Annotated in this window: 15 protein-coding genes and 1 tRNA gene; 9 read left to right on the forward strand and 7 right to left on the reverse strand. The window is 64.3% G+C overall.

Annotated features, from left to right (window positions below; translation table 11 throughout):
- Positions 1-381: 381 nt before the first annotated feature.
- A complete protein-coding gene (locus NLM31_RS39520; protein WP_254195741.1) occupies positions 382-1,668 on the forward strand; it encodes a heme-binding protein in 1,287 nt (428 codons plus the stop codon).
- A gap of 22 nt (positions 1,669-1,690) precedes the next feature.
- Here NLM31_RS39520 and NLM31_RS39525 read toward each other — a convergent pair whose 3' ends face one another.
- The 3 genes from NLM31_RS39525 to cpdR all read right to left on the reverse strand — a co-directional run bounded on the left by NLM31_RS39525 (position 1,691) and on the right by cpdR (position 2,570).
- A complete protein-coding gene (locus NLM31_RS39525) occupies positions 1,691-1,918 on the reverse strand; it encodes a DUF2945 domain-containing protein (RefSeq protein WP_254134565.1) in 228 nt (75 codons plus the stop codon).
- Positions 1,919-2,060: 142 nt separating this feature from the next.
- Positions 2,061-2,135 (reverse strand) — tRNA-Val (locus NLM31_RS39530).
- 75 nt (positions 2,136-2,210) lie between these two features.
- Positions 2,211-2,570, reverse strand: a complete 360-nt coding sequence (gene cpdR / locus NLM31_RS39535; RefSeq protein WP_007597092.1) for a cell cycle two-component system response regulator CpdR — start codon at positions 2,568-2,570, stop codon at positions 2,211-2,213.
- Between the two features lie 338 nt (positions 2,571-2,908).
- Between cpdR and NLM31_RS39540 the strand changes: the two genes are divergently transcribed.
- From NLM31_RS39540 to NLM31_RS39550, 3 genes are all read left to right on the forward strand, one after another.
- Positions 2,909-3,799 (forward strand): N-formylglutamate amidohydrolase, encoded by an 891-nt coding sequence (locus tag NLM31_RS39540; protein ID WP_254195742.1) that lies wholly within the window; start codon positions 2,909-2,911, stop codon positions 3,797-3,799.
- Between the two features lie 536 nt (positions 3,800-4,335).
- Complete coding sequence (gene hisN, locus NLM31_RS39545; protein ID WP_254134567.1) at positions 4,336-5,118, forward strand: histidinol-phosphatase; 783 nt, start codon at positions 4,336-4,338, stop codon at positions 5,116-5,118.
- A gap of 22 nt (positions 5,119-5,140) precedes the next feature.
- On the forward strand, positions 5,141-6,109 hold the full coding sequence (locus NLM31_RS39550) for a tripartite tricarboxylate transporter substrate binding protein (RefSeq protein ID WP_254195743.1): 969 nt from the start codon (positions 5,141-5,143) through the stop codon (positions 6,107-6,109).
- Positions 6,110-6,335: 226 nt separating this feature from the next.
- Here the strand turns inward: NLM31_RS39550 and NLM31_RS39555 are convergent, their stop codons facing one another.
- Positions 6,336-7,226, reverse strand: coding sequence for a LysR substrate-binding domain-containing protein (locus NLM31_RS39555; RefSeq protein WP_254195744.1), 891 nt, complete (start codon positions 7,224-7,226; stop codon positions 6,336-6,338).
- A gap of 96 nt (positions 7,227-7,322) precedes the next feature.
- On the opposite strand from NLM31_RS39555, the gene NLM31_RS39560 reads away from it, so the two are divergent.
- Entirely contained in the window at positions 7,323-8,075 is a 753-nt protein-coding gene (locus NLM31_RS39560; protein ID WP_254195745.1) for a sulfite exporter TauE/SafE family protein, read from the forward strand.
- A gap of 126 nt (positions 8,076-8,201) precedes the next feature.
- Here the strand turns inward: NLM31_RS39560 and NLM31_RS39565 are convergent, their stop codons facing one another.
- Positions 8,202-8,834 carry a LysE family translocator gene (locus NLM31_RS39565; RefSeq protein WP_254195746.1) on the reverse strand — a complete coding sequence of 211 codons (633 nt, stop codon included), beginning with the start codon at positions 8,832-8,834 and terminating at the stop codon, positions 8,202-8,204.
- Positions 8,835-9,057: 223 nt separating this feature from the next.
- On the opposite strand from NLM31_RS39565, the gene NLM31_RS39570 reads away from it, so the two are divergent.
- Positions 9,058-10,854, forward strand: coding sequence for an adenylate/guanylate cyclase domain-containing protein (locus tag NLM31_RS39570; RefSeq protein WP_254195747.1), 1,797 nt, complete (start codon positions 9,058-9,060; stop codon positions 10,852-10,854).
- A 175-nt stretch (positions 10,855-11,029) separates the two neighbouring features.
- Positions 11,030-13,837 carry a di-heme-cytochrome C peroxidase gene (locus tag NLM31_RS39575; protein WP_254195748.1) on the forward strand — a complete coding sequence of 936 codons (2,808 nt, stop codon included), beginning with the start codon at positions 11,030-11,032 and terminating at the stop codon, positions 13,835-13,837.
- Between the two features lie 175 nt (positions 13,838-14,012).
- Here NLM31_RS39575 and NLM31_RS39580 read toward each other — a convergent pair whose 3' ends face one another.
- Positions 14,013-14,960, reverse strand: a complete 948-nt coding sequence (locus NLM31_RS39580) for an alpha/beta fold hydrolase (protein ID WP_254134574.1) — start codon at positions 14,958-14,960, stop codon at positions 14,013-14,015.
- 236 nt (positions 14,961-15,196) lie between these two features.
- Here NLM31_RS39580 and NLM31_RS39585 point away from each other — a divergent pair, with 236 nt between their 5' ends.
- Both NLM31_RS39585 and NLM31_RS39590 read left to right on the forward strand, forming a co-directional pair.
- A complete protein-coding gene (locus tag NLM31_RS39585) occupies positions 15,197-15,658 on the forward strand; it encodes an Hsp20 family protein (RefSeq protein ID WP_254134575.1) in 462 nt (153 codons plus the stop codon).
- Positions 15,659-15,879: 221 nt separating this feature from the next.
- Positions 15,880-16,650 (forward strand): alpha/beta fold hydrolase, encoded by a 771-nt coding sequence (locus NLM31_RS39590; RefSeq protein WP_254195749.1) that lies wholly within the window; start codon positions 15,880-15,882, stop codon positions 16,648-16,650.
- Positions 16,651-16,883: 233 nt separating this feature from the next.
- Here NLM31_RS39590 and NLM31_RS39595 read toward each other — a convergent pair whose 3' ends face one another.
- Positions 16,884-17,660: a hypothetical protein gene (locus NLM31_RS39595; protein ID WP_254195750.1), complete on the reverse strand. Its 777-nt coding sequence runs from the start codon at positions 17,658-17,660 to the stop codon at positions 16,884-16,886.
- Between the last annotated feature and the right edge of the window lie 462 nt (positions 17,661-18,122).

Consider the following 18,122-nt stretch of genomic DNA (forward strand, 5'->3'; position numbering starts at 1 on the left):
GATCGTGGGCGTGACTGCGACTCTTTCGCTTGTGAAATGGAACACACTTGAAGCACCTCTTAGGTTGTATCATAATCGAGATGTAACCAAGGCGAACGGGGCGTGCGACCCCGTATGTTTCGATCATTCCATTTTTGAACACCCCTGACAAAGCGTCGTTTCGCGCAGGGTGACACCGACGATCCCCGCGACGGACGACGCGCCAGAAGATCGCGATCGGTTTCAAAAAATTCCGACGTCTCGCCGAGCCAGGCGATGCGACATCCCGCGCGTGCGCGTGGCGCGGCCTGACACAGGGAGACCATCGATCAGCCCGGAACGCCGGCCCGGGAGAGTGCCGGCATCGACAGTCGCGCTTGCAGCCATCGAAAGGAACGCCCTATGGACGAACCCAAGCCGCTTACCAGCGCCTTCAACAGAACAGCAAACTTTTCCATCCACCAGGTCGATAGCGTGTTCAGGGCTGCCGCGCATGCCGCCGTCGCGCCTGCTGCGCTGCCGCTCGTCCTGCCGCCGACGCTCGGGCCGCTGTCGGCCTTCGCCGGCACGTTCACGGGACAGGGTTTCAACACCATCTTCCGGCCCGACAGTGCGACGACGCCGACCCAGATGCCGGGGCCGATCAACACCACCGACCCGCCCGACAACGTGCTGGAGTTGAACCTCACTGACGAGACGATGTCGTTCTCGAACAGTCTCGGCTCGATTCCCAATCGTGGCTCGGGGCCGCAGGCGGATGCCTTCCTGAACGGCGTGCCCTATCTGCAGACCATCAACGACGTGACCACCGGGACGCCCGTCGGCATTCACTTCGAACCCGGCATCTGGCTCGCGGTGCCGTCCAGCACGAATCCGAACGAACCGTTCACCCTCGCGCGCATGGCCTCGATTCCGCACGGAACGACGATCACCGCGCAAGGCGCCGCGTTGCCGGCCGTCGCCGGCAAGCCGACCATCGCGCCGATCGACATCACGCCGTTCTTCGGCGGCAATCCGGCCAACAAGTTCACGTTCCAGAATCAAACCGCGGCCAACAAGACGACACGCAGGTTGCCGCAGGACCTCACCGCGCTGATCGCCTCGGGCAAGCTCACCCAGGCCATGATCACCGATCCGAACACGGTGCTGCGCCATCAGATCGCGCATCAGACCATCCATCAGACCATCATCATCGAGACTTCGACCAAGCCCGGCACGCCGCTGTCGGGCGGTCCGTTGCCGGCCGTCGTTTCACCGGGCCCGCATCCGCAGGCGCCGAACTTCGCCGGCGGCACCGCGAACATCGCGTTCCTGCAGGGCGTGCCGGCACCGCCGCCCGGCGGCAATGGCGCCAACGCCAACGCCTTCCAGATGGATGCCGTGTTCTGGATCGAGACCGTCATCTACGACATCGACGTGCCGCACATCGCATCGGGCGAGCCGCCGATCATCCTGCAGCCGGTGCAGAAGAGCACGGTACCGCTGGTGCCGAGCTTCGTCGCCTCACTTCCGTTGGTGCCGGGCAAGGGATTTGCCGGCGGCCGTGTGAAGGTGGCGACGACGCAGATCCAGTACTCGCAGAGGGTGATGCTGGATTTCAACGGCCTGACCTGGCCGCACGTCTCCGTCGCCTCGCTGGTGCCGGCAGCCCCAGTGCCGATCCCGGAGCATTTGTTGCCGCTGAGCTGAGAGGGCTTGAGGCGAGTTGAGATCAGGAGCGCAGCCGCCGTAGAGCCTTGCCCTTGTGCAAGGCGACGTGATCGGTCTTGTCGCTCTTGATCTCGTACTGCGGATCGTCCGCCGTCGCGTGGTGGACGTAGCCCTTGTAGTCGACGTCCTTGATGTGCACGCGCAGGATATGGCCGCGGACGCGGCCGGCCTCGGAATTCCAGCTGACGTGATCGCCGCGCTTGAAGGGCTTGGTTGAGGCCTTGGGCATGGCGGAACAATGCCGGGTGCGGAGGCGTGTTCCAAGGGAGCTGAGAATGACGTTCCAGTTCGTCTTCGCTCTTCGAGCTACGCCGGACACGCTTCGCCATCTATGGGCGTGGCTGTGCCACGCGAAGCCTTTTGGCGAAGCGTGGTGGGCACGACAGGGATCGAACCTGTGACCCCTACCATGTCAAGGTAGTGCTCTCCCGCTGAGCTACGTGCCCTAATAGTCCACTTACGTCGGGTGGGGTCCCTATAACGGCTCGTGGGAGCCGGTGCAAGGACGGAAGGGGGCCAATTTAGGCCGCCAGCATCTTGTTCACTTCGCTCACCAATTCGCGCAGGTGAACGGGCTTCGACAGCACCTTGGCGTTCTTGGGGGCGTCCGAATCCGAGTTCAGGGCGACCGCGGCGAAGCCGGTGATGAACATGATCTTGATGTCGGGGTCGAGTTCCGAGGCCCGGCGGGCGAGCTCGATACCGTCCATCTCCGGCATCACGATGTCGGTCAGGAGCATCTCGAACGGCTCTTCCCGCAACCGCTGATAGGCGGCCATGCCGTTGTCATGGGACGAAACCTGAAAACCGGCGTTTTCCAGCGCCTTGACCAGGAAACGGCGCATGTCGTTGTCGTCTTCGGCGAGCAGGATTTTTGGCATGGCAGGAACGTCGAATCCCCAAAGGATATGCAGAGGTCAGTAAGCCCGACAGAGGGTAAATTTCGGGTGAAAATCTTTACCCTGGGCCCGACCGGCGCGGCCCCTTGTGAACCCGAACGGGCTGCGAATCAATCTCGTCGCGCCGGCGCATCCCCGCCTCCCTGCCCGCACGGTTAAGACATGTTCCATGCGCCAATCACATCTTTTCGCTTGGCAGAATGGTTGCGATTCCGGACAATGACGACACATAAGAGCCGCTCGATCGGCCGAATCATTCGATCTGGGGCTTGCTGGATTTTGGCCGGATCGTGCGGCGTGAAGGGACGAAGCCTGAGAAGATGACCCGGTTTGACGGCGACGCGTCGCCAGCCTTCGAGATCGTGGAGCCCGCCGAGTGGCGCGCGCCTGTTATCTTCAACTCTCCGCATTCCGGCTCGACCTATCCGGACGAATTCCTCGCGGCATCGCGGATCGACCTTCCGCAACTGCGGCGATCCGAAGATTCCTTCATGGACGAGCTGATCGGCCATTTGAGCGATCGCGGCTTTCCGACCGTGCGGGTGAACTTTCCCCGCTCCTATGTCGACGTCAATCGCGAGCCCTATGAGCTCGACCCCCGCATGTTCACCGGCCGGCTGCCGAGCTTTGCCAACACGCGCTCGATGCGGGTCGCAGGCGGCCTGGGCACGATTCCCCGCGTGGTCGGGGACGGCCAGGAGATCTATCGCGACCGCATCCTGGTCGACGACGCGCTGGCGCGGATCGAGACGCTGTACAAGCCCTACCATCGCGCGCTGCGCCGGCTGATCAACAAGGTGCACCAGATGTTCGGCACCGTGGTGCTGGTCGACTGTCATTCGATGCCGTCGGTCGGGGTCAGCAGAGACGAGCCGCGCCGGCCCGATATCGTGATCGGCGACCGCTACGGCACCAGCTGCACGCCGCTGCTGCCCGACCGCGTCGAGGAAACCATGACCGGCCTCGGCTATTCGATCGGCCGCAACAAGCCCTATGCCGGCGGCTTCATCACCGAGCATTACGGCAACCCGGCGAGCGGCCTGCACGCGGTGCAGCTCGAGCTCAACCGCGCGATCTACATGGACGAACGCCGCCGCGAGCGCGGTCCGCGCTTTGCGCAGGTGGCAAGCGACTTCGGCATTCTCGCCGATGTGCTGGCGACCACGATCCCATTCGGCGATCTCGGCCCGTTCCAGGCCGCGGCGGAATAGACGCGAACTATTCTCGAACGATTTTGCTCGAACGATCGTGCTCGCTGCGAGAAGTGCGAATGCGTTTTCGCTTCGCAAGCGTATGCGCGCTAAACTGAAAACAGAGACCCAAGAAAAAAGGGCCGCTTCTAATGAAGAAGCGGCCCAAGTCTAGGGAGGAAACGCCCAAGGAGGGCAGCGGTAACGCAGAGCGCTACCGCACCGCAACAATATGCGGCCGCGCCGCACAAAGTGCAAGGGCTTTTGAGCCGTTTCCCATGCAAAAACACATGGCTCATTTGCTTCCAGCGAAATCCAGATTCAGTTTCTTTGATAAGGAATTTCAATGGGTTGATAGTCATTTGCATACGAACGAGGCATACGCGGAACTAAGTTCTCAACACTGTGATCGATATTTGGCCAGCATATAGCTCGCCTGGGCCGCCGGTATCCGCATCCAAAATACCAGGGTGCAAATCAAGACAGCGCTGCACGCGAGAGGCGAATTGAGCTAGGCAGATGAAAGCTTCACCCGACTTTCGTTTTGAGGATGCGCCGTGACGGTGATCGACTTCTCAGCCTTCATCGGACGGCTTGCCACCGCCTCCGGCGAAACCATCCTGCCGTTCTTCCGGACCTCGCTGTCGATCGACGACAAGAGCAAGACCAAGGATTTCGATCCGGTGACGGAAGCCGACCGCGCCGCCGAAGCGGTGATGCGGCGGCTGATCAAGGCGAGCTTTCCCCAGCACGGCATCGTCGGCGAGGAATTCGGCAATGAGCGCGAGGACGCCGATTATGTCTGGGTGCTCGACCCCATCGACGGGACGAAGTCGTTCATCGGCGGCTTTCCGATCTGGGGAACGCTGATCGCGCTGCTGCACAAGGGCACGCCGGTCTACGGCATGATGCACCAGCCCTTCATCGGCGAGCGCTTTTCCGGCGATAATGGCTCAGCCATTTATAAAGGCCCCTCGGGCGAGCGCCGGCTCCAGGTCCGCCGCTGTGCTTCACTGTCGGAGGCGACGACCTACACCACCTCTCCCTTGCTGATGAACGAGCGCGACCGCGCCATTTTCGGCCGGATCGAGCAGGGCGCGCGGCTGTCGCGCTATGGCGGCGATTGCTACTCCTATTGCATGCTGGCGGCCGGCCATGTCGACCTCGTGGTCGAGACCGAGCTGAAGCCGTACGACATCGCAGCCCTGATCCCGATCGTGACCGGCGCCGGCGGCGTCGTCACCACATGGGAAGGCAAGCCGGCCCAGGGCGGCGGCCGCATCGTCGCGGCCGGCGACGCCAGGGTTCACGAAGAAGCACTGAAACTGCTCAACCAGTAACAAGCGCCAGCAGGAGGCTTGCATGACCATCTCACGCAGGCTTCTTGTTGGATTGTTACTGCTGCTGCTGCCGTGCATGGCGGCCGCCCAGAATTTTCCGGCAAAACCGATCAAGCTGATCGTGCCGTTCCCGGCCGGCGGCCCCAACGACATCATCGCCCGTGTCATCGGCCAGCGCATGTCGGAACTGGCAGGACAGCCGGTGCTGATCGACAATCGCGGCGGCCAGGGCGGCGTGCTCGGCACCGACGCGGTCGCAAAGAGCCCGCCCGATGGCTACACCATCGCGATCTCCTCCGCCGGCGCGCTCGCGATCAGCCCGAGCATGGAGAAGGTCGCCTACGACACGCTTGCCGATCTGACACCGGTGACGCTGGTTGCGACCGTGCCGGAAATGCTGGTCGTGGCCACCAACGTGCCCGCCAAGGACATCGGCGAACTGATCGCGCTCGCGAAAGCGCAGCCCGGAAAGCTCAATTTCGCCTCCTCCGGCCCCGGCAGCCTGCCGCATCTCGCCGGCGAATTGTTCAAGCTGACGGCCAAGATCGACATCGTGCACGTGCCCTATCGCGGCGCCGCGCCGGCGGTGAACGATCTCTTGGGCCAGCAGGTGCAGATGACATTCCTCGACCTCCCGGTGCTGCTGCCGCAGGTCAAGGCCGGCGCCCTCAAGCCGATCGCGGTCGGCTCGGCTGAACGCGCCCCGACCGCCCCCGACGTGCCGACGACGAAGGAAGCGGGTTTCCCCGATCTGCGCATCGAGAACTGGTACGGCATGGTCGCGCCCAAGGGCACGCCGAAGGAGATCGTCACCGCGCTGCATGACCTCGCGACCAAGGCGATGGCGGATCCCGCGGTGAAGGACAAGCTCGCGCAGCAGGGTGCAACGCTTGTCGGCGACGAGCCGGAGCATTTTCGAAAGTTCATCGCGGATGAGACCGCGAAATGGGCGACGGTAATCAAGGACGCCGGTGTGGAGACGGCGAAGTAGCGCGCTCTTTCTTACCCCCCTGGAGGGGTCCGAGACGAGCGTAGCTCGCTCGTGGGTCGGCTCACATTGAGCGCAGCGAAAAGTGAGCCGGGGTGGGGTGACGGTCTCTCCAGCTCCAACAGTGCCCGAGTGGAGAGATCACCCCACCCCGCTCGCGCTTCGCGCGAACGACCCACGAGCGAGCTACGCTCGTCTCGGACCCCTCCAGGGGAGGGTAAGAGTCATCTCACACCGCAGCCGCCCTCAAATGCTCCACCAGCATCTTGGCCGGCTTTGGCAATGCCTTGAAGCTGCGCGCGCAGATCACGAGGCGGCGATTGGCCCAGGCGTCGCGCAGGCGGACCATGGCGAGCGGCATCAGCTTGGCGCAGCGGCGGGCGGCGGATTCCGGCACCAAGGCCACGCCGACGTCGGCCGAGACCAGCTGGCAGATCGCATCGAAGTCGCGCAGGCGCGCGCGGAAATGCGGGCGCATGCCGAGCCGCGCGGCGTGCTTTGAAATATGCATCTGGAGCGCGGTGGCGCTGGTCAGGCCGACAAACTCGCAGGCGTTGGCCTCCTGGAAATCGATCTGGCGGCGGCCGGCGAACGGGCCTCGTTTCGAGGTCACCAGCGTCAGACGATCCTCGCTGAACACGAAACGCTCGACATGATCGGGCAGCGCGTGCTCGGCGGCGAAGCCAAGGTCGGCGGCGCCCGCGGTGATCGCGGCCGCGATGTCGGTGCTCTCGCGCTCCTCGATGTCGATGGCGACGTCGCGATGCTCGCGCAGGAAGCCGGCTAGCGCCTTCGGCAGATGCTCCGACAGGCCCGAGGTGTTGGCGAGGAAATGCACGCTGGCGCGCACGCCGCTGGCAAAGCCCGCGAGATCGCCGCGCATGGCGTCGATCTGGTGAATCACGAGCCGCGCGTGATCCAGCAGGCTCTCGCCGGCCGCGGTCAATTCGACGCCGCGGCGCCCGCGCTTGAGCAGCGCGACGCCAAGCGCATCCTCGAGCCCCTTGATCCGTGCGCTGGCGGAGGCCAGCGCCAAATGCGACCGCTCCGCGCCGCGGGTGATGCTGCGCTGGTCGGCGACCGCAATGAACAGCTGGAGATCGACGAGATCGAAGCGCACTTTTGCTTCCTCCAAAATGAGCCTTCGCTATCATCGAAGGCTGTCTCCGTAACCTCCAGATTGTGCCTGGGCGCGGCTTCGGTCAATGTGGCTCGCATGATTGATCCGCTTCTCATTCTGATCGCCGCCGTCTTCCTGGTCGCCGGCTTCGTCAAGGGCGTCGTCGGGCTCGGCCTGCCGACGGTGTCCATGGGCCTGCTCGCGGTGAACATGGCGCCGAGCCGCGCGATCGCCATCGTGATCGTGCCCGCCATCGTCACCAACATCTGGCAGACCTTCGTCGGCCCTCATCTGCGCGACATCCTGAGGCGGCTGTGGCCGCTGATGATCGGCACCGTGGTCGGATGCTGGCTCAATGCCGGCGCGCTGACCGGGCCCTATGCCCGCTACGGCACCGTCGTGCTCGGCATCCTGCTGGTGATCTACGCCATCATCGGCCTCAGCAAATTCAACTTCCACGTGGCACCGCAGAACGAGAAATGGGTCGGCGGCGTGGTCGGCGTGATCACCGGTGTGATCTCGGCCTCGACCGGCGTGCAGGTGATCCCCTCGATGCCGTTCATGCAGGCGATCGGCATGGAGAAGGACGAGCTGGTGCAGGCGCTCGGCGTGTTCTTCACCACCGCAACGCTGGCGCTCGCCTTCAATCTCACCGCCGGCGGCCTGCTGACGCCAGCCAATGCCGTACCGGGCACTGTTGCCATGGCCATGGCCTTTGCCGGCATGTTCGTCGGCCAGTCGGTGCGGGCGAAAATGCCGGCGGAGGCATTCCGCCGCTGGTTCCTGGTCGCGATGATCTTGCTCGGCGTCTATCTGGCCGGCAGCGCGCTGCTGAAGGAATTTGCGTAAGGAAGAATTGTCGGGTGGGCAAAGCGAAGCGTGCCCACGCATTTTTTGTAACCGAGAGAGGTGGTGGGCACGGCGCAAGTGCGCCTTTGCCCACCCTACGAAGCCTGCATCATCCGTTCGGACGAGCTACCGCGTCTCCAGCATGGCGACGCGGATGCCGAGATAGATGAAGAGGCCGCCCAGCGTCCGATTGACCCAGGCGATCACGCCTTCGGACTGCCGCAGCCGGTTGGCGGCGTTGGCCGCGAACGCCGCCAGCACCAGGCACCACAGCGTGCCCGTGCAGATGAAGATCAGGCCGAGCGTCAGGAAGGCGAGCGGCTTGTGGGGCGCATCGGCTGCGACGAATTGAGGCAGGAAGGCCAGGAAGAACAGCGCGACCTTGGGATTGAGCGCGTTGGTGAAGACGCCCTGGAGGAAAACCCGCCGCAGCGAGTTCCGCTCGGCCTCGTCCTTAACCGCCACCAGCGCCGGGCGCGACCACAGCATCTGGAGCCCGGTCAGGACCAGATAGGCCGCACCGACCAGCTTCAGGATCGAAAATGCGGTGGATGAGGCCATCAGAAGCGCCGAAAGGCCGATTGCGGCGCCCGCCACATGGAAAAAGCAGCCGCAACTGATGCCGAAGGCGGCCGCCGCCCCGCCGCGCCAGCCCATCTGCATGCTGCGGCCGATCACATAGACCGAATCCGGCCCCGGCGTGATGTTGAGCAGCACGCCCGACAGGACGAAGAGCCAGATTTCGTGAATACCCAGCATGCGAGGTGCCCCGACGCTGCGACGGTTCGTCTCAAGAGCTGCCCTTAGTCGGTTCGCGCCCCGCCGTCCACTGCCGCGATTGCGGAGAATTTACCTCGAATTTGCAATGCGGATCACACTTTCGCTCGGCGCCATCTGCTCTATAAAGGCAGGGTTTTGACACGCGGGATTCGAGGCGCCTGCCACGCGGTGGCTATCCCCTCTCCGTTGGAGCTCCGAGGATATGGAAAGACGTCTGGCCGCCATCGTCTGCGCCGATGTCGCCGGCTATTCGCGGATGATGGGCCATGACGAGGCCGGCACCCATGCCGCCTTCAAGGCCCATCGCAGCGCGATCCATCCGATCATCCTCAATCACGGCGGCCGTGTCGTCAAAAACACCGGCGACGGCTTCCTGCTGGAATTCCCCTCCATCGTCGGCGCCGCCGAGGCCGCGATCGCGATGCAGGTGCTGATGGCGGAGCGCAATCACCATCTGCCTGCCGAACGCACCATGCAATTCCGGCTCGGCATCCATATGGGTGACGTCATCGCCGACGAGGACGAGGTGTTCGGCGACGATGTCAACATCGCCGTCCGGCTCGAGTCGGTGTCGAGCCCCGGCGGGTTCGCGATCTCGGCCAAGGCCTATCGCGAGGCCAGCAAGCATCTCACCGTGCCGCTGGTCGATGGCGGCAACCACCGTTTCAAAAACATCAAGGATCCGGTCGGGGTCTGGACCTGGACGCCCGACGGCGCGACTGCACTCGCACCCGAGCTGAAGGAAGGGTCCGCACTCTCGCAGCAATACCGCACAGCCATCGTCGGCGTGCTGCCGTTTGCCAATCTCAGCGACGCGCAGGATGAATATTTCTCCGACGGCCTGACCGAGGATCTGATCCACGCGCTGTCGCTGCAATCATTCTACCGCGTGCTGAGCCGCAACTCGACCTTCCCCTTCAAGGGCAAGACTGTCAGCACCCGCGTGATCGCGCGCGAGATCGACGCCACCTATCTGATCCAGGGCTCGGTGCGGCGCGCCGGCGCCAAGATCCGCGTCACTGCCGAGCTGATCGCGCCGGAGACCGGCGAGCAGCTCTGGACCGGCCGTTACGACCGCGACATCGGCGATCTCTTCGCGATGCAGGACGAGATCACGACCAATCTGTCTGCGGCGATCGCCACCGAGATCGTCCGCGCCGAGGCCTCCGCGCCCGCGCGCCCCACCACCGACATCACCGCCTGGGACCGCTTCCTGAAAGGCCTGTCGCACTATTATCGGCACACGAAGGAAGATATGGGCATTGCCGTCGCCCTGTTCCGGGAGGCGATCGCGCTCGACCCCAAACTGTCGATCGCGCATGCCTATCTCGCCACGATCCAGATCCAGAGCATCCAGTTCGGCTGGGTCAAGGGCACGCGCGAGATGTGGACTGAGGCGATGCAGCTGGCCGAGACCAGCGTCCGACTCGACCCGCGCTCCTCCTTTGCGTTCTCCATCCTGTCCTGGGCGCACGCGATGGAAGGCCATGACGAGGCCGCGATGGACGCGGCCAAGCGCGCCGTCGCGCTCAACCCCTACGACGTGGGCGCACGCGGCGTGCTCGGCATCTGCCATTTCGTCATCGGCGAGCACCGCCAGGCGATCGAGCTGTTCTCGATGGCCGCCCAGCGCGACAACGGCGACCCGCGCTATCAATGGGCCGCGCTGAACGCCTTCAGCCATTATCTGCTCAGGCAATATGACGCGACGCTGTCATGGGCGCGCGAGCAGCTCTACATCAACCCCAACCATATGCAGGCGCTGGCGATCCGCGCTGCGGCGCTGGCGCAATTGGGCCGGACCGACGAGGCGACGGAAGCGACCGGCGTGCTGATGGGCAATTACCCGACCCTGAACGTCGACCGCCATTTGCGGAATTTTCACTGGAAGCGGCCCGAGGACATCGCGCATTACCGCGACGGGCTCCTGAAGGCGGGCGTCCCGGCCAGCAAGCTCACGCTAGTCCAAAGCGACGTCAAACGCGCCGCCGAGTCGTGAAGGCAACGGCCGTCGGGAGGCGATCTCTCGCCCAGTTTTATTGACACGACAGTGAATTCAGCCACACTTCGCCACACGCTGAAGTAGTATAGGTTGCTGTCGGTTTGTTAGGACTTTCCGCGCTTGATCGGCGCGTCTGCATTTCACGATTCGCTGTTTTCAGGATTTTTGGGCCATGAACGATTCCGTCTCGAAGCCCCCCTTCAACCCCTCGATCCAGGTTTCGCCGAACAATCCCTGCCCGTTCCTGCGCGGCCTCGTCGGCGAGGGTTTTGTCGACGGCGGGACCGTCCCGCTCCGAACGCTGTCGCAGACCATCGCAAATGCAAGCGGCGAGACCGGGCTGAACAAGGTCTCGGCCCGTGTCCAGGTCCGCGGCGTTGCGCTGATCGCCAATGGCGCCTGTCACATCCTGCAAAGCATCTTCTGGGGCGCGCAACTCAATGGCCTGCGCGGCGGCCCGCTCGACAAGCTCGGTGCCGGCTCGCGCATCCTCGGCGTCGACGGGCGCGTCAACGAGGACGAGATTGCGCGGCTCGCCAGTTTCGGCGGCACCTACACCGATCCCGATGGCGGCACCGAGACCGGGCTCAACGCCTCGCAAATCCAGACCTTCATGAACGACAATCTCAAACGCGCCGGCAATCAGGCGCGCTGGTACTACCGGATCCTGATGAAGTTCGAATGGCCGGTCCTGCTCAAGATCATGGGCAAGGGTCAGGGTGATGACCGCTATCTCAGCGTGGCCGAGGTGAGGACATTGTTCAACGAGCGCAAATTCCCCGACAGGATCACCCAGCGGGTCGTCAGCCAGCCGGTCAAGCCGCCCTCGCTGATCCTGCGCGCGGCCGGCGGATTGGTCGCTGCGCTCGTCCTCTTTGGCATCGTCGCGCTGCGCTTTCCCGATCAATTCCAGCCGATGCTGCCCAACGTCGTCGGACAACTCGTGGCCCCGCCATTGCCGAAGCTGGTCGAGCCCCACGCCGCCTACTGGCTCGAGCAAAACTGGGCGCTGGAGGACCGGCACTGGTTTCATCACGCGAGCCAGGGCACCGCGACCTTCCCGGTGCCCTATAGCTGGTTCATGGCGCTCGAGCAGCCGCGGCTGCATTTCTTCGCAAAGCCCGGGATGCTCCATGACAGCGAACACCTGCAGCGCTTCGGCTTCATCCCCAGCCCGCAGACGATCAACACCGACGACGCCACCTTGCGCCGGTTCGGCTATGCCAACGTCTACGACAAGACGAAGCCGGTGCCGGCGCGGCTTTGGGATCCGCCGGTCGACTGGGGCGCTCAGGCCGAAAACGTCGACGGCCTGCCCGTCGGCTTTGCGCGCATGACCGGCGTGCCGGATCCAGCGACCGGCAAGGTCGGCGAGGACCGGATCGGCCTGACCTGCGCCGCCTGCCACACCGGCCAGATCCACTACAAGGGCATCGACATCCGCTTCGACGGCGGCCCGGCGATGACCGACCTACGGAAGCTCGAGATCACGACCGGCCTGTCGATCGCCTACACGCTCTTCGTGCCGGGGCGCTTCACGCGCTTCGCCGACCGCGTGCTCGGCCCCTCCGCCAGCGATGCGGATCGCGATGCGCTGAAGCAGAAGCTGAGCGCGATCGGCACGTTCCTGAAAGACTGGGAAACGACCTACAGCAAGACCATCGAAGGCAAAACGCGGTTCAACGAGAAGACGAAGCGGGACGAGCAGCAGCAGGACACCGAGGAAGGCTACGGCCGCCTCGACGCACTCAACCGCATCGGCAACCAGGTGTTCTCCCAGGACATGACGCTGAGCGGCCTCAGCGGCTTCGAGAAGAATCTGCATGCCAAGGACGCGCCGGTCAGCTTCCCGCCGATCTGGACCGTGCCTTGGCTCAAATACGCGCAATATGACGCGTCCATCGAGCAACCGCTGATCCGCAACGCCGGCGAAGCCCTGGGCGTGACCGCGCTGCTCAACCTGTCCGACAATACGCCCAAGGACGCGCTGTTCCGCTCGTCGATGGACATCAAGAACCTGAACTGGATCGAGGATCTGCTGAAGGGGTCGGCGCCCTATCCGAAGAAGCAGCTCTCCGGACTGACATCACCGAAATGGCCTTCGGACATCTTCGGCGATGCCGCCTGGAAGATCGACGGCGAGCGCGTCAAGCGCGGCCGCAAGCTCTATGCGGAGATCTGCGTCGAATGCCATCTTGGCCCGGTCAACGATCCCGTGTTCGACAGCGAATTTCCCGACCAGAGCATCTGGTCTTCGTCACGGTGGGAGACCATCGGCAATGAGAAATTCCTGAACGAGGTCCAGAAAAGCGTCAAAGGCATGGGGACCGATCCCTCTCAGGCCAGCGTGCTGGCGACCCGGACGGTGCAGGTGCCGGGCTTCCTCAAGCTCGATCCCACGCAAAACCTCAATGCCTGGTGGCGTTGCAATCTGCCGGATATTTCGTCGACCGACATGCCGTACTCGGTCGGCCTGATGGTGCTCGTCGACATCGTCAGCCGCAAGGCGATGGACGATGCGAAGATTCCCCCGAAGGTTCAGGACGCCTGGTGGGGTGCGCGCAAGAACTGCCCGAATTCCGGTCCGCAGCCGGCCGAGAAGAACGAGCCCGGGCCGTGGTATCGCGCGCGTCCGCTCAACGGCGTCTGGGCCACCGCGCCTTACCTGCACAATGGATCGGTGCCCTCGCTCTGGTGGATGCTGAGCCCTGCCGCCGAGCGCCCCAAATCGTTCTGCATGGGCGGTGGTCGCGACTACGATCCGAAGCAGGTCGGCTTCGCCGTCGCCGATGGCGAGAGCTGCAAGACCGGGCAGTCGCGCTTCTCGACGCGCGCGTCGGATGGCACCGAGATGTTCGGCAACAGCAATGCCGGCCACTCCTTCGATGGCACGCCGGGCCCCGGCAAGGACGGGACCATCGGCCGCGTGCTCAAAGAGCAAGAGCGCTACGATTTGATCGAGTATCTGAAGACGCTTTGAGCTGCGCTTCACCTCTCCCCGCTTGCGGGGAGAGGTCGGAATTCGCGCGCAGCGCGGATTCCGGGTGAGGGGGTACAGGTCTCACGACGATCGCGCGTGTGGAGAGAAGCCCCTCACCCCAACCCTCTCCCCGTAAGAACGGGGCGAGGGAGCACACCGCCTTCGCGGATGCATCTCACTTGAACAGCGGCGTGCCCGGCACGAACGCATCAAACGCGGCCCAGAACTGGGAGCGGTAGCGGTCCTGCTCCTGCAGGATCTCGTGCTTCGAGCCGGCGATCACGAGATGGGAGCCGGCGCGCAAATGGTAGGCGAACTCCTCGATCGCAGCCGTTGAGACGACCGTGTCGTTGGAGGCCGCCAGCATCAGGATCGGCTGCCGGATTTCGGACGGATAGGTCATGCCCTTGAAGGTGTTCATCGCACGGAACGCGGAATCGGCCCAGGCAACCGTCGGTGACGCCAGGCCGAGCGTGGGGTCCTCCTCCAGGATCGCGGCGTTGCGCGCATAGCGCACGGGATCGCTGGTCAGCGGATTGTTGATGAAGGGGGACAGCCCGGTGAGGTGGTCGCTGCCGCCGGGAACATAACCGCCGCCCCGCCCCAGCATCCGCATCGTCCTCAACAAGGTCCGCACCGGAAACGAGGTGGAGCGGCCGGGCAGGTCGATCATCGGCGCCGACAACACCATGCGGTCGAACCAGCGCTTTTGCGCATGCGCCAGCCGCAGCAGCACGGCGCCCCCCATCGAATGGGCCAGCGCGAAGAACGGCGGCGGACAATCCGGCAGCACCACCTGCTGCACGAAAGTCTCCACGTCGATCTCGTAGTCGGCGAAGTTACGTACATAACCCTTGCGCGGATCGCGAAGGCGGCGCGAGGAGTGTCCCTGCCCGCGCCAGTCGAACGTCGCCACCGCAAAGCCGCGGTCGCGCAAATCGCGTACGGTCTCGAAATATTTCTCGATCTGCTCGCTGCGCCCGGTGAAGACGCAGACGGTGCCCTTGCGGTTCGCCGGCGGCGCCCAGCGCGCAAAGCGCAGCTCGACGCCGTCGGGCGTCTTGATGGTGCCGCTGACGACGTCTTCGGGAACGGGATTGGACGGAATCGAGACCAGCGTCATGATCGGGAGTGCGTGGGCGCCAAGTGCTGTAACTCAAGTGCTGCAAATCAAGGGGCGGGAGCGCCGAAAAGGCGCCAGTGCCGCCCTCTTGAACGCTGTCTGGACTCACCCATATCACCTTGGTGCAGGCCGCTACCAGTGTTTCGGAACCGGAACATCAGGCTGCACACAGACTAAAGCCCGGCCCGATTGGCGGGCGGGTTACCGAAAACAGTCGCTCAATGGAGGACTAGACCATGCGTACCTACGATCTCACCCCGTTCTATCGTTCCACCGTCGGCTTCGACCGTCTCTTTAACCTGCTCGACCAGACGAGCTCGGACGGCAGCCCCGGTTATCCCCCCTACAACATCGAGCGCACCGGCGAGAACGCCTACCGCATCACCGTTGCGGTGTCCGGCTTCGCCAAGGATGAGCTCTCCATCGTCGCGAAGGAAAACACGCTGACGATCAAGGGCGAGAAAGTCGCCAACGAGAACTCGAAGTCCGAAGTGCTCTACCGCGGTATCGCTGCGCGAGCCTTCGAGCGCGCCTTCCAGCTTGCCGATTTCGTGCAGGTGAAGGACGCCTCGCTCGAGAACGGCCTGCTCCATGTCGAGCTCGTGCGCGAGATTCCCGAAGCCAAGAAGCCGCGCCAGATCGCGATCAACAGCGGCGCAGCCAAGGCGCAGGTGATCGAGAGCTCGGTCGCCGCCTAAGCACGCAGCAACTTCCAGGTTACGAGAACGCCCCGGTGCCCCGGGGCGTTTTTCGTTGTTGATGTCGTCTCTCTCCCCATCATCGTCCCGGCCTGCGCCGGGACGACACCGGTTGTTTGATTAGCCTTTTTGCACCGCATCACAGAACGGTGAGCGCGTAACGCCGCCCCCTCACGCTCCGTCCTTTGGACATCGAACCCAAAACAAGACGGAGAACGATCGTGACTTTCTGGCGCAGCCTTTTCGTCGCCGCGAGCCTGCTGGCGGCCCCCATCAGCCTTGCCCATGCGCAGACCCCGCAGACGGTGAAGGCGAAGAACGTCGTGCTGGTGCATGGCGCCTGGGCCGATGGCTCGAGCTGGTCGGAGGTGATTCCGATCCTTCAAGCCGCAGGCCTCAATGTCACCGCCGTGCAGAATCCGCTGGGATCGCTCGCCGAGTCGGTCGAGGCGACCAAGCGCGTGCTGGCCGAACAGGACGGTCCGACCGTGCTGGTCGCGCATTCCTGGGGCGGCACCGTGATCAGCCAGGTCGGTACGGATCCGAAGGTGACCGGCCTCGTCTACATCGCCGCGCGCGCTCCCGATGCCAACGAGGATTTCGTCGCACTGTCGAAGCAGTTTCCCACGGGACCCGCGCGCGCCGGCATCGTCGAGCGCGACGGCTACACCAAGCTCTCCGAAGACGCGTTCCTGAAATATTTCGCCAACGGCGTCGCGCCGGAGCGCGCGAAGGAGCTCTACGCGGTGCAATGGCCGACGGCCGCCTCGATCTTCGCCGGCCGCACCACTGAAGCCGCCTGGCATTCGAAGCCGAGCTGGTACGCGGTGTCGAAGAACGACGGCACCATCAACCCCGATTTCGAGCGCTTCCTCGCCAAGCGCATGAATGCGACCACGATCGAGCTCGACGCCGGCCACCTCTCGCTGGTGTCGCATCCGAAGGAGGTGGCGAATCTGATCCTGGAGGCCGCGGGGTATCCGCGCAGCTGAGCGGCGATCGCTGAAACGCAGGAGGCGCCTGAATGCTCAGGCGCCTCTTGTTTTGTTCCGGTGTCGTCCTGGCGAAAGCCAGGACCCATTACCCCAGGCAAAAGTTTGGCGAAGACTCGCAGTTCGGGACTCACACCAGCCGAAATCGATAGACCTCGCGGTATGGGTCCTGGCTTTCGCCAGGACGACACTGAGGGTGTTGCGCCAGCTCGCGTCTCACTAACCGCAGCAGATCAATCCAGCCCCTGTGCCGCGGGCATCTCCTGCGTCGGCTGGATCGTTGCTGGCTGCTTGGCCTGACCGACGGTTGCCTGCGGCGCGGCCTCGGCGGGCTTGGGCTGCGCGGCGGCCGTCTGCTGCGTAGGCTGCGCTTGCGGCGCCTGGGCAGGCTGCGCCGCCTGCTCGACGGGCTTCGCGGCAGCCACCGGGGTCTCGGCGCGCGGCGGAGCCGCCTTCGGCAACGGGACGGTGCGGCTGGCGACATGCGGGATCGACGCCGGCGGGCGCGGCGGGCCGCCACGGACCATGGTCGGCGGCGGCAGCGCGCTTTGCGGCCGGTAAGGTGCAACCGAAGGCTCCTCATAGGCCGGCGCCATGCCATAGGCATCAGCGGCCGGCATGAAGCGCAAAATTCTTCCGTCGCGGGCATCGATCACGAGCCGGCCGTCGTCGCCGCGACGGTCGATCACCGCGATGGTGTAGACGGCGCCGCGCAGGCGCGGGATGCCGAGCGGCGAGAAGCCGTTCTCGCGCAGCACCGCATAGACCTCGGTGGCCGGCAGCAGCGCCGGTGCCGGGCCGCGCTCCTCATAGCCATAGCCGTAACCGTAGCCTTGGCCGTAACGCGGCGGTGGCGGGGGCACGACGACCGGCGGCCCGTAGGGTCCCTCGAAATCCGACACCGCGATCATGGTCCCGCCGGACATACCGCTCGCCGGAACCTGGGCCTGAACAGCGGTTGCAGCCAGCGCCAGCGTGGCCGCGGCCACACATCCTGTGAAAAACTTCATGGTCGACACGCTCCTGTCAGGCCGTTCGGAGGGTCGCGCTCTTTCGCTTCTTGCGGCGTGGCGCGCCTTTCGAAGGGCTGAGGTGAAGCTTCATCCGGGATTTCGGCGGCGCTTGGGCCGGAACAGGGCGCGTTTGCTTCAAAACCGGGGCCGCGCAACTTTCGGAAAGCGATTGATTGACATATCGGGAATCGGGACTTCCACGCGCTTGTGTGATAGACAAAAATTTGGCAAGGTGATGGTTAGGACAGGAAGACTGTCTCAATTTTGCTCGCGATTCCGGCACAGGGATTGCAGCGAAAACCGGCACTTTCGAGCGCCGGCAAGGTACCAGGCAAAGCCGTTCTCGGGGACGAAGAACGCCTAGGCCTGAATTTAAGAAAATGCGGCTCGCAACGGACGAGCGGTGACCCAGAGGCGGGTGCCGCGGAACGCCCAAGGTGCGCCGAAGATAGCGGTGAG

Source organism: Bradyrhizobium sp. CCGUVB4N (assembly GCF_024199945.1).
In the GTDB taxonomy this organism is placed as follows: domain Bacteria; phylum Pseudomonadota; class Alphaproteobacteria; order Rhizobiales; family Xanthobacteraceae; genus Bradyrhizobium.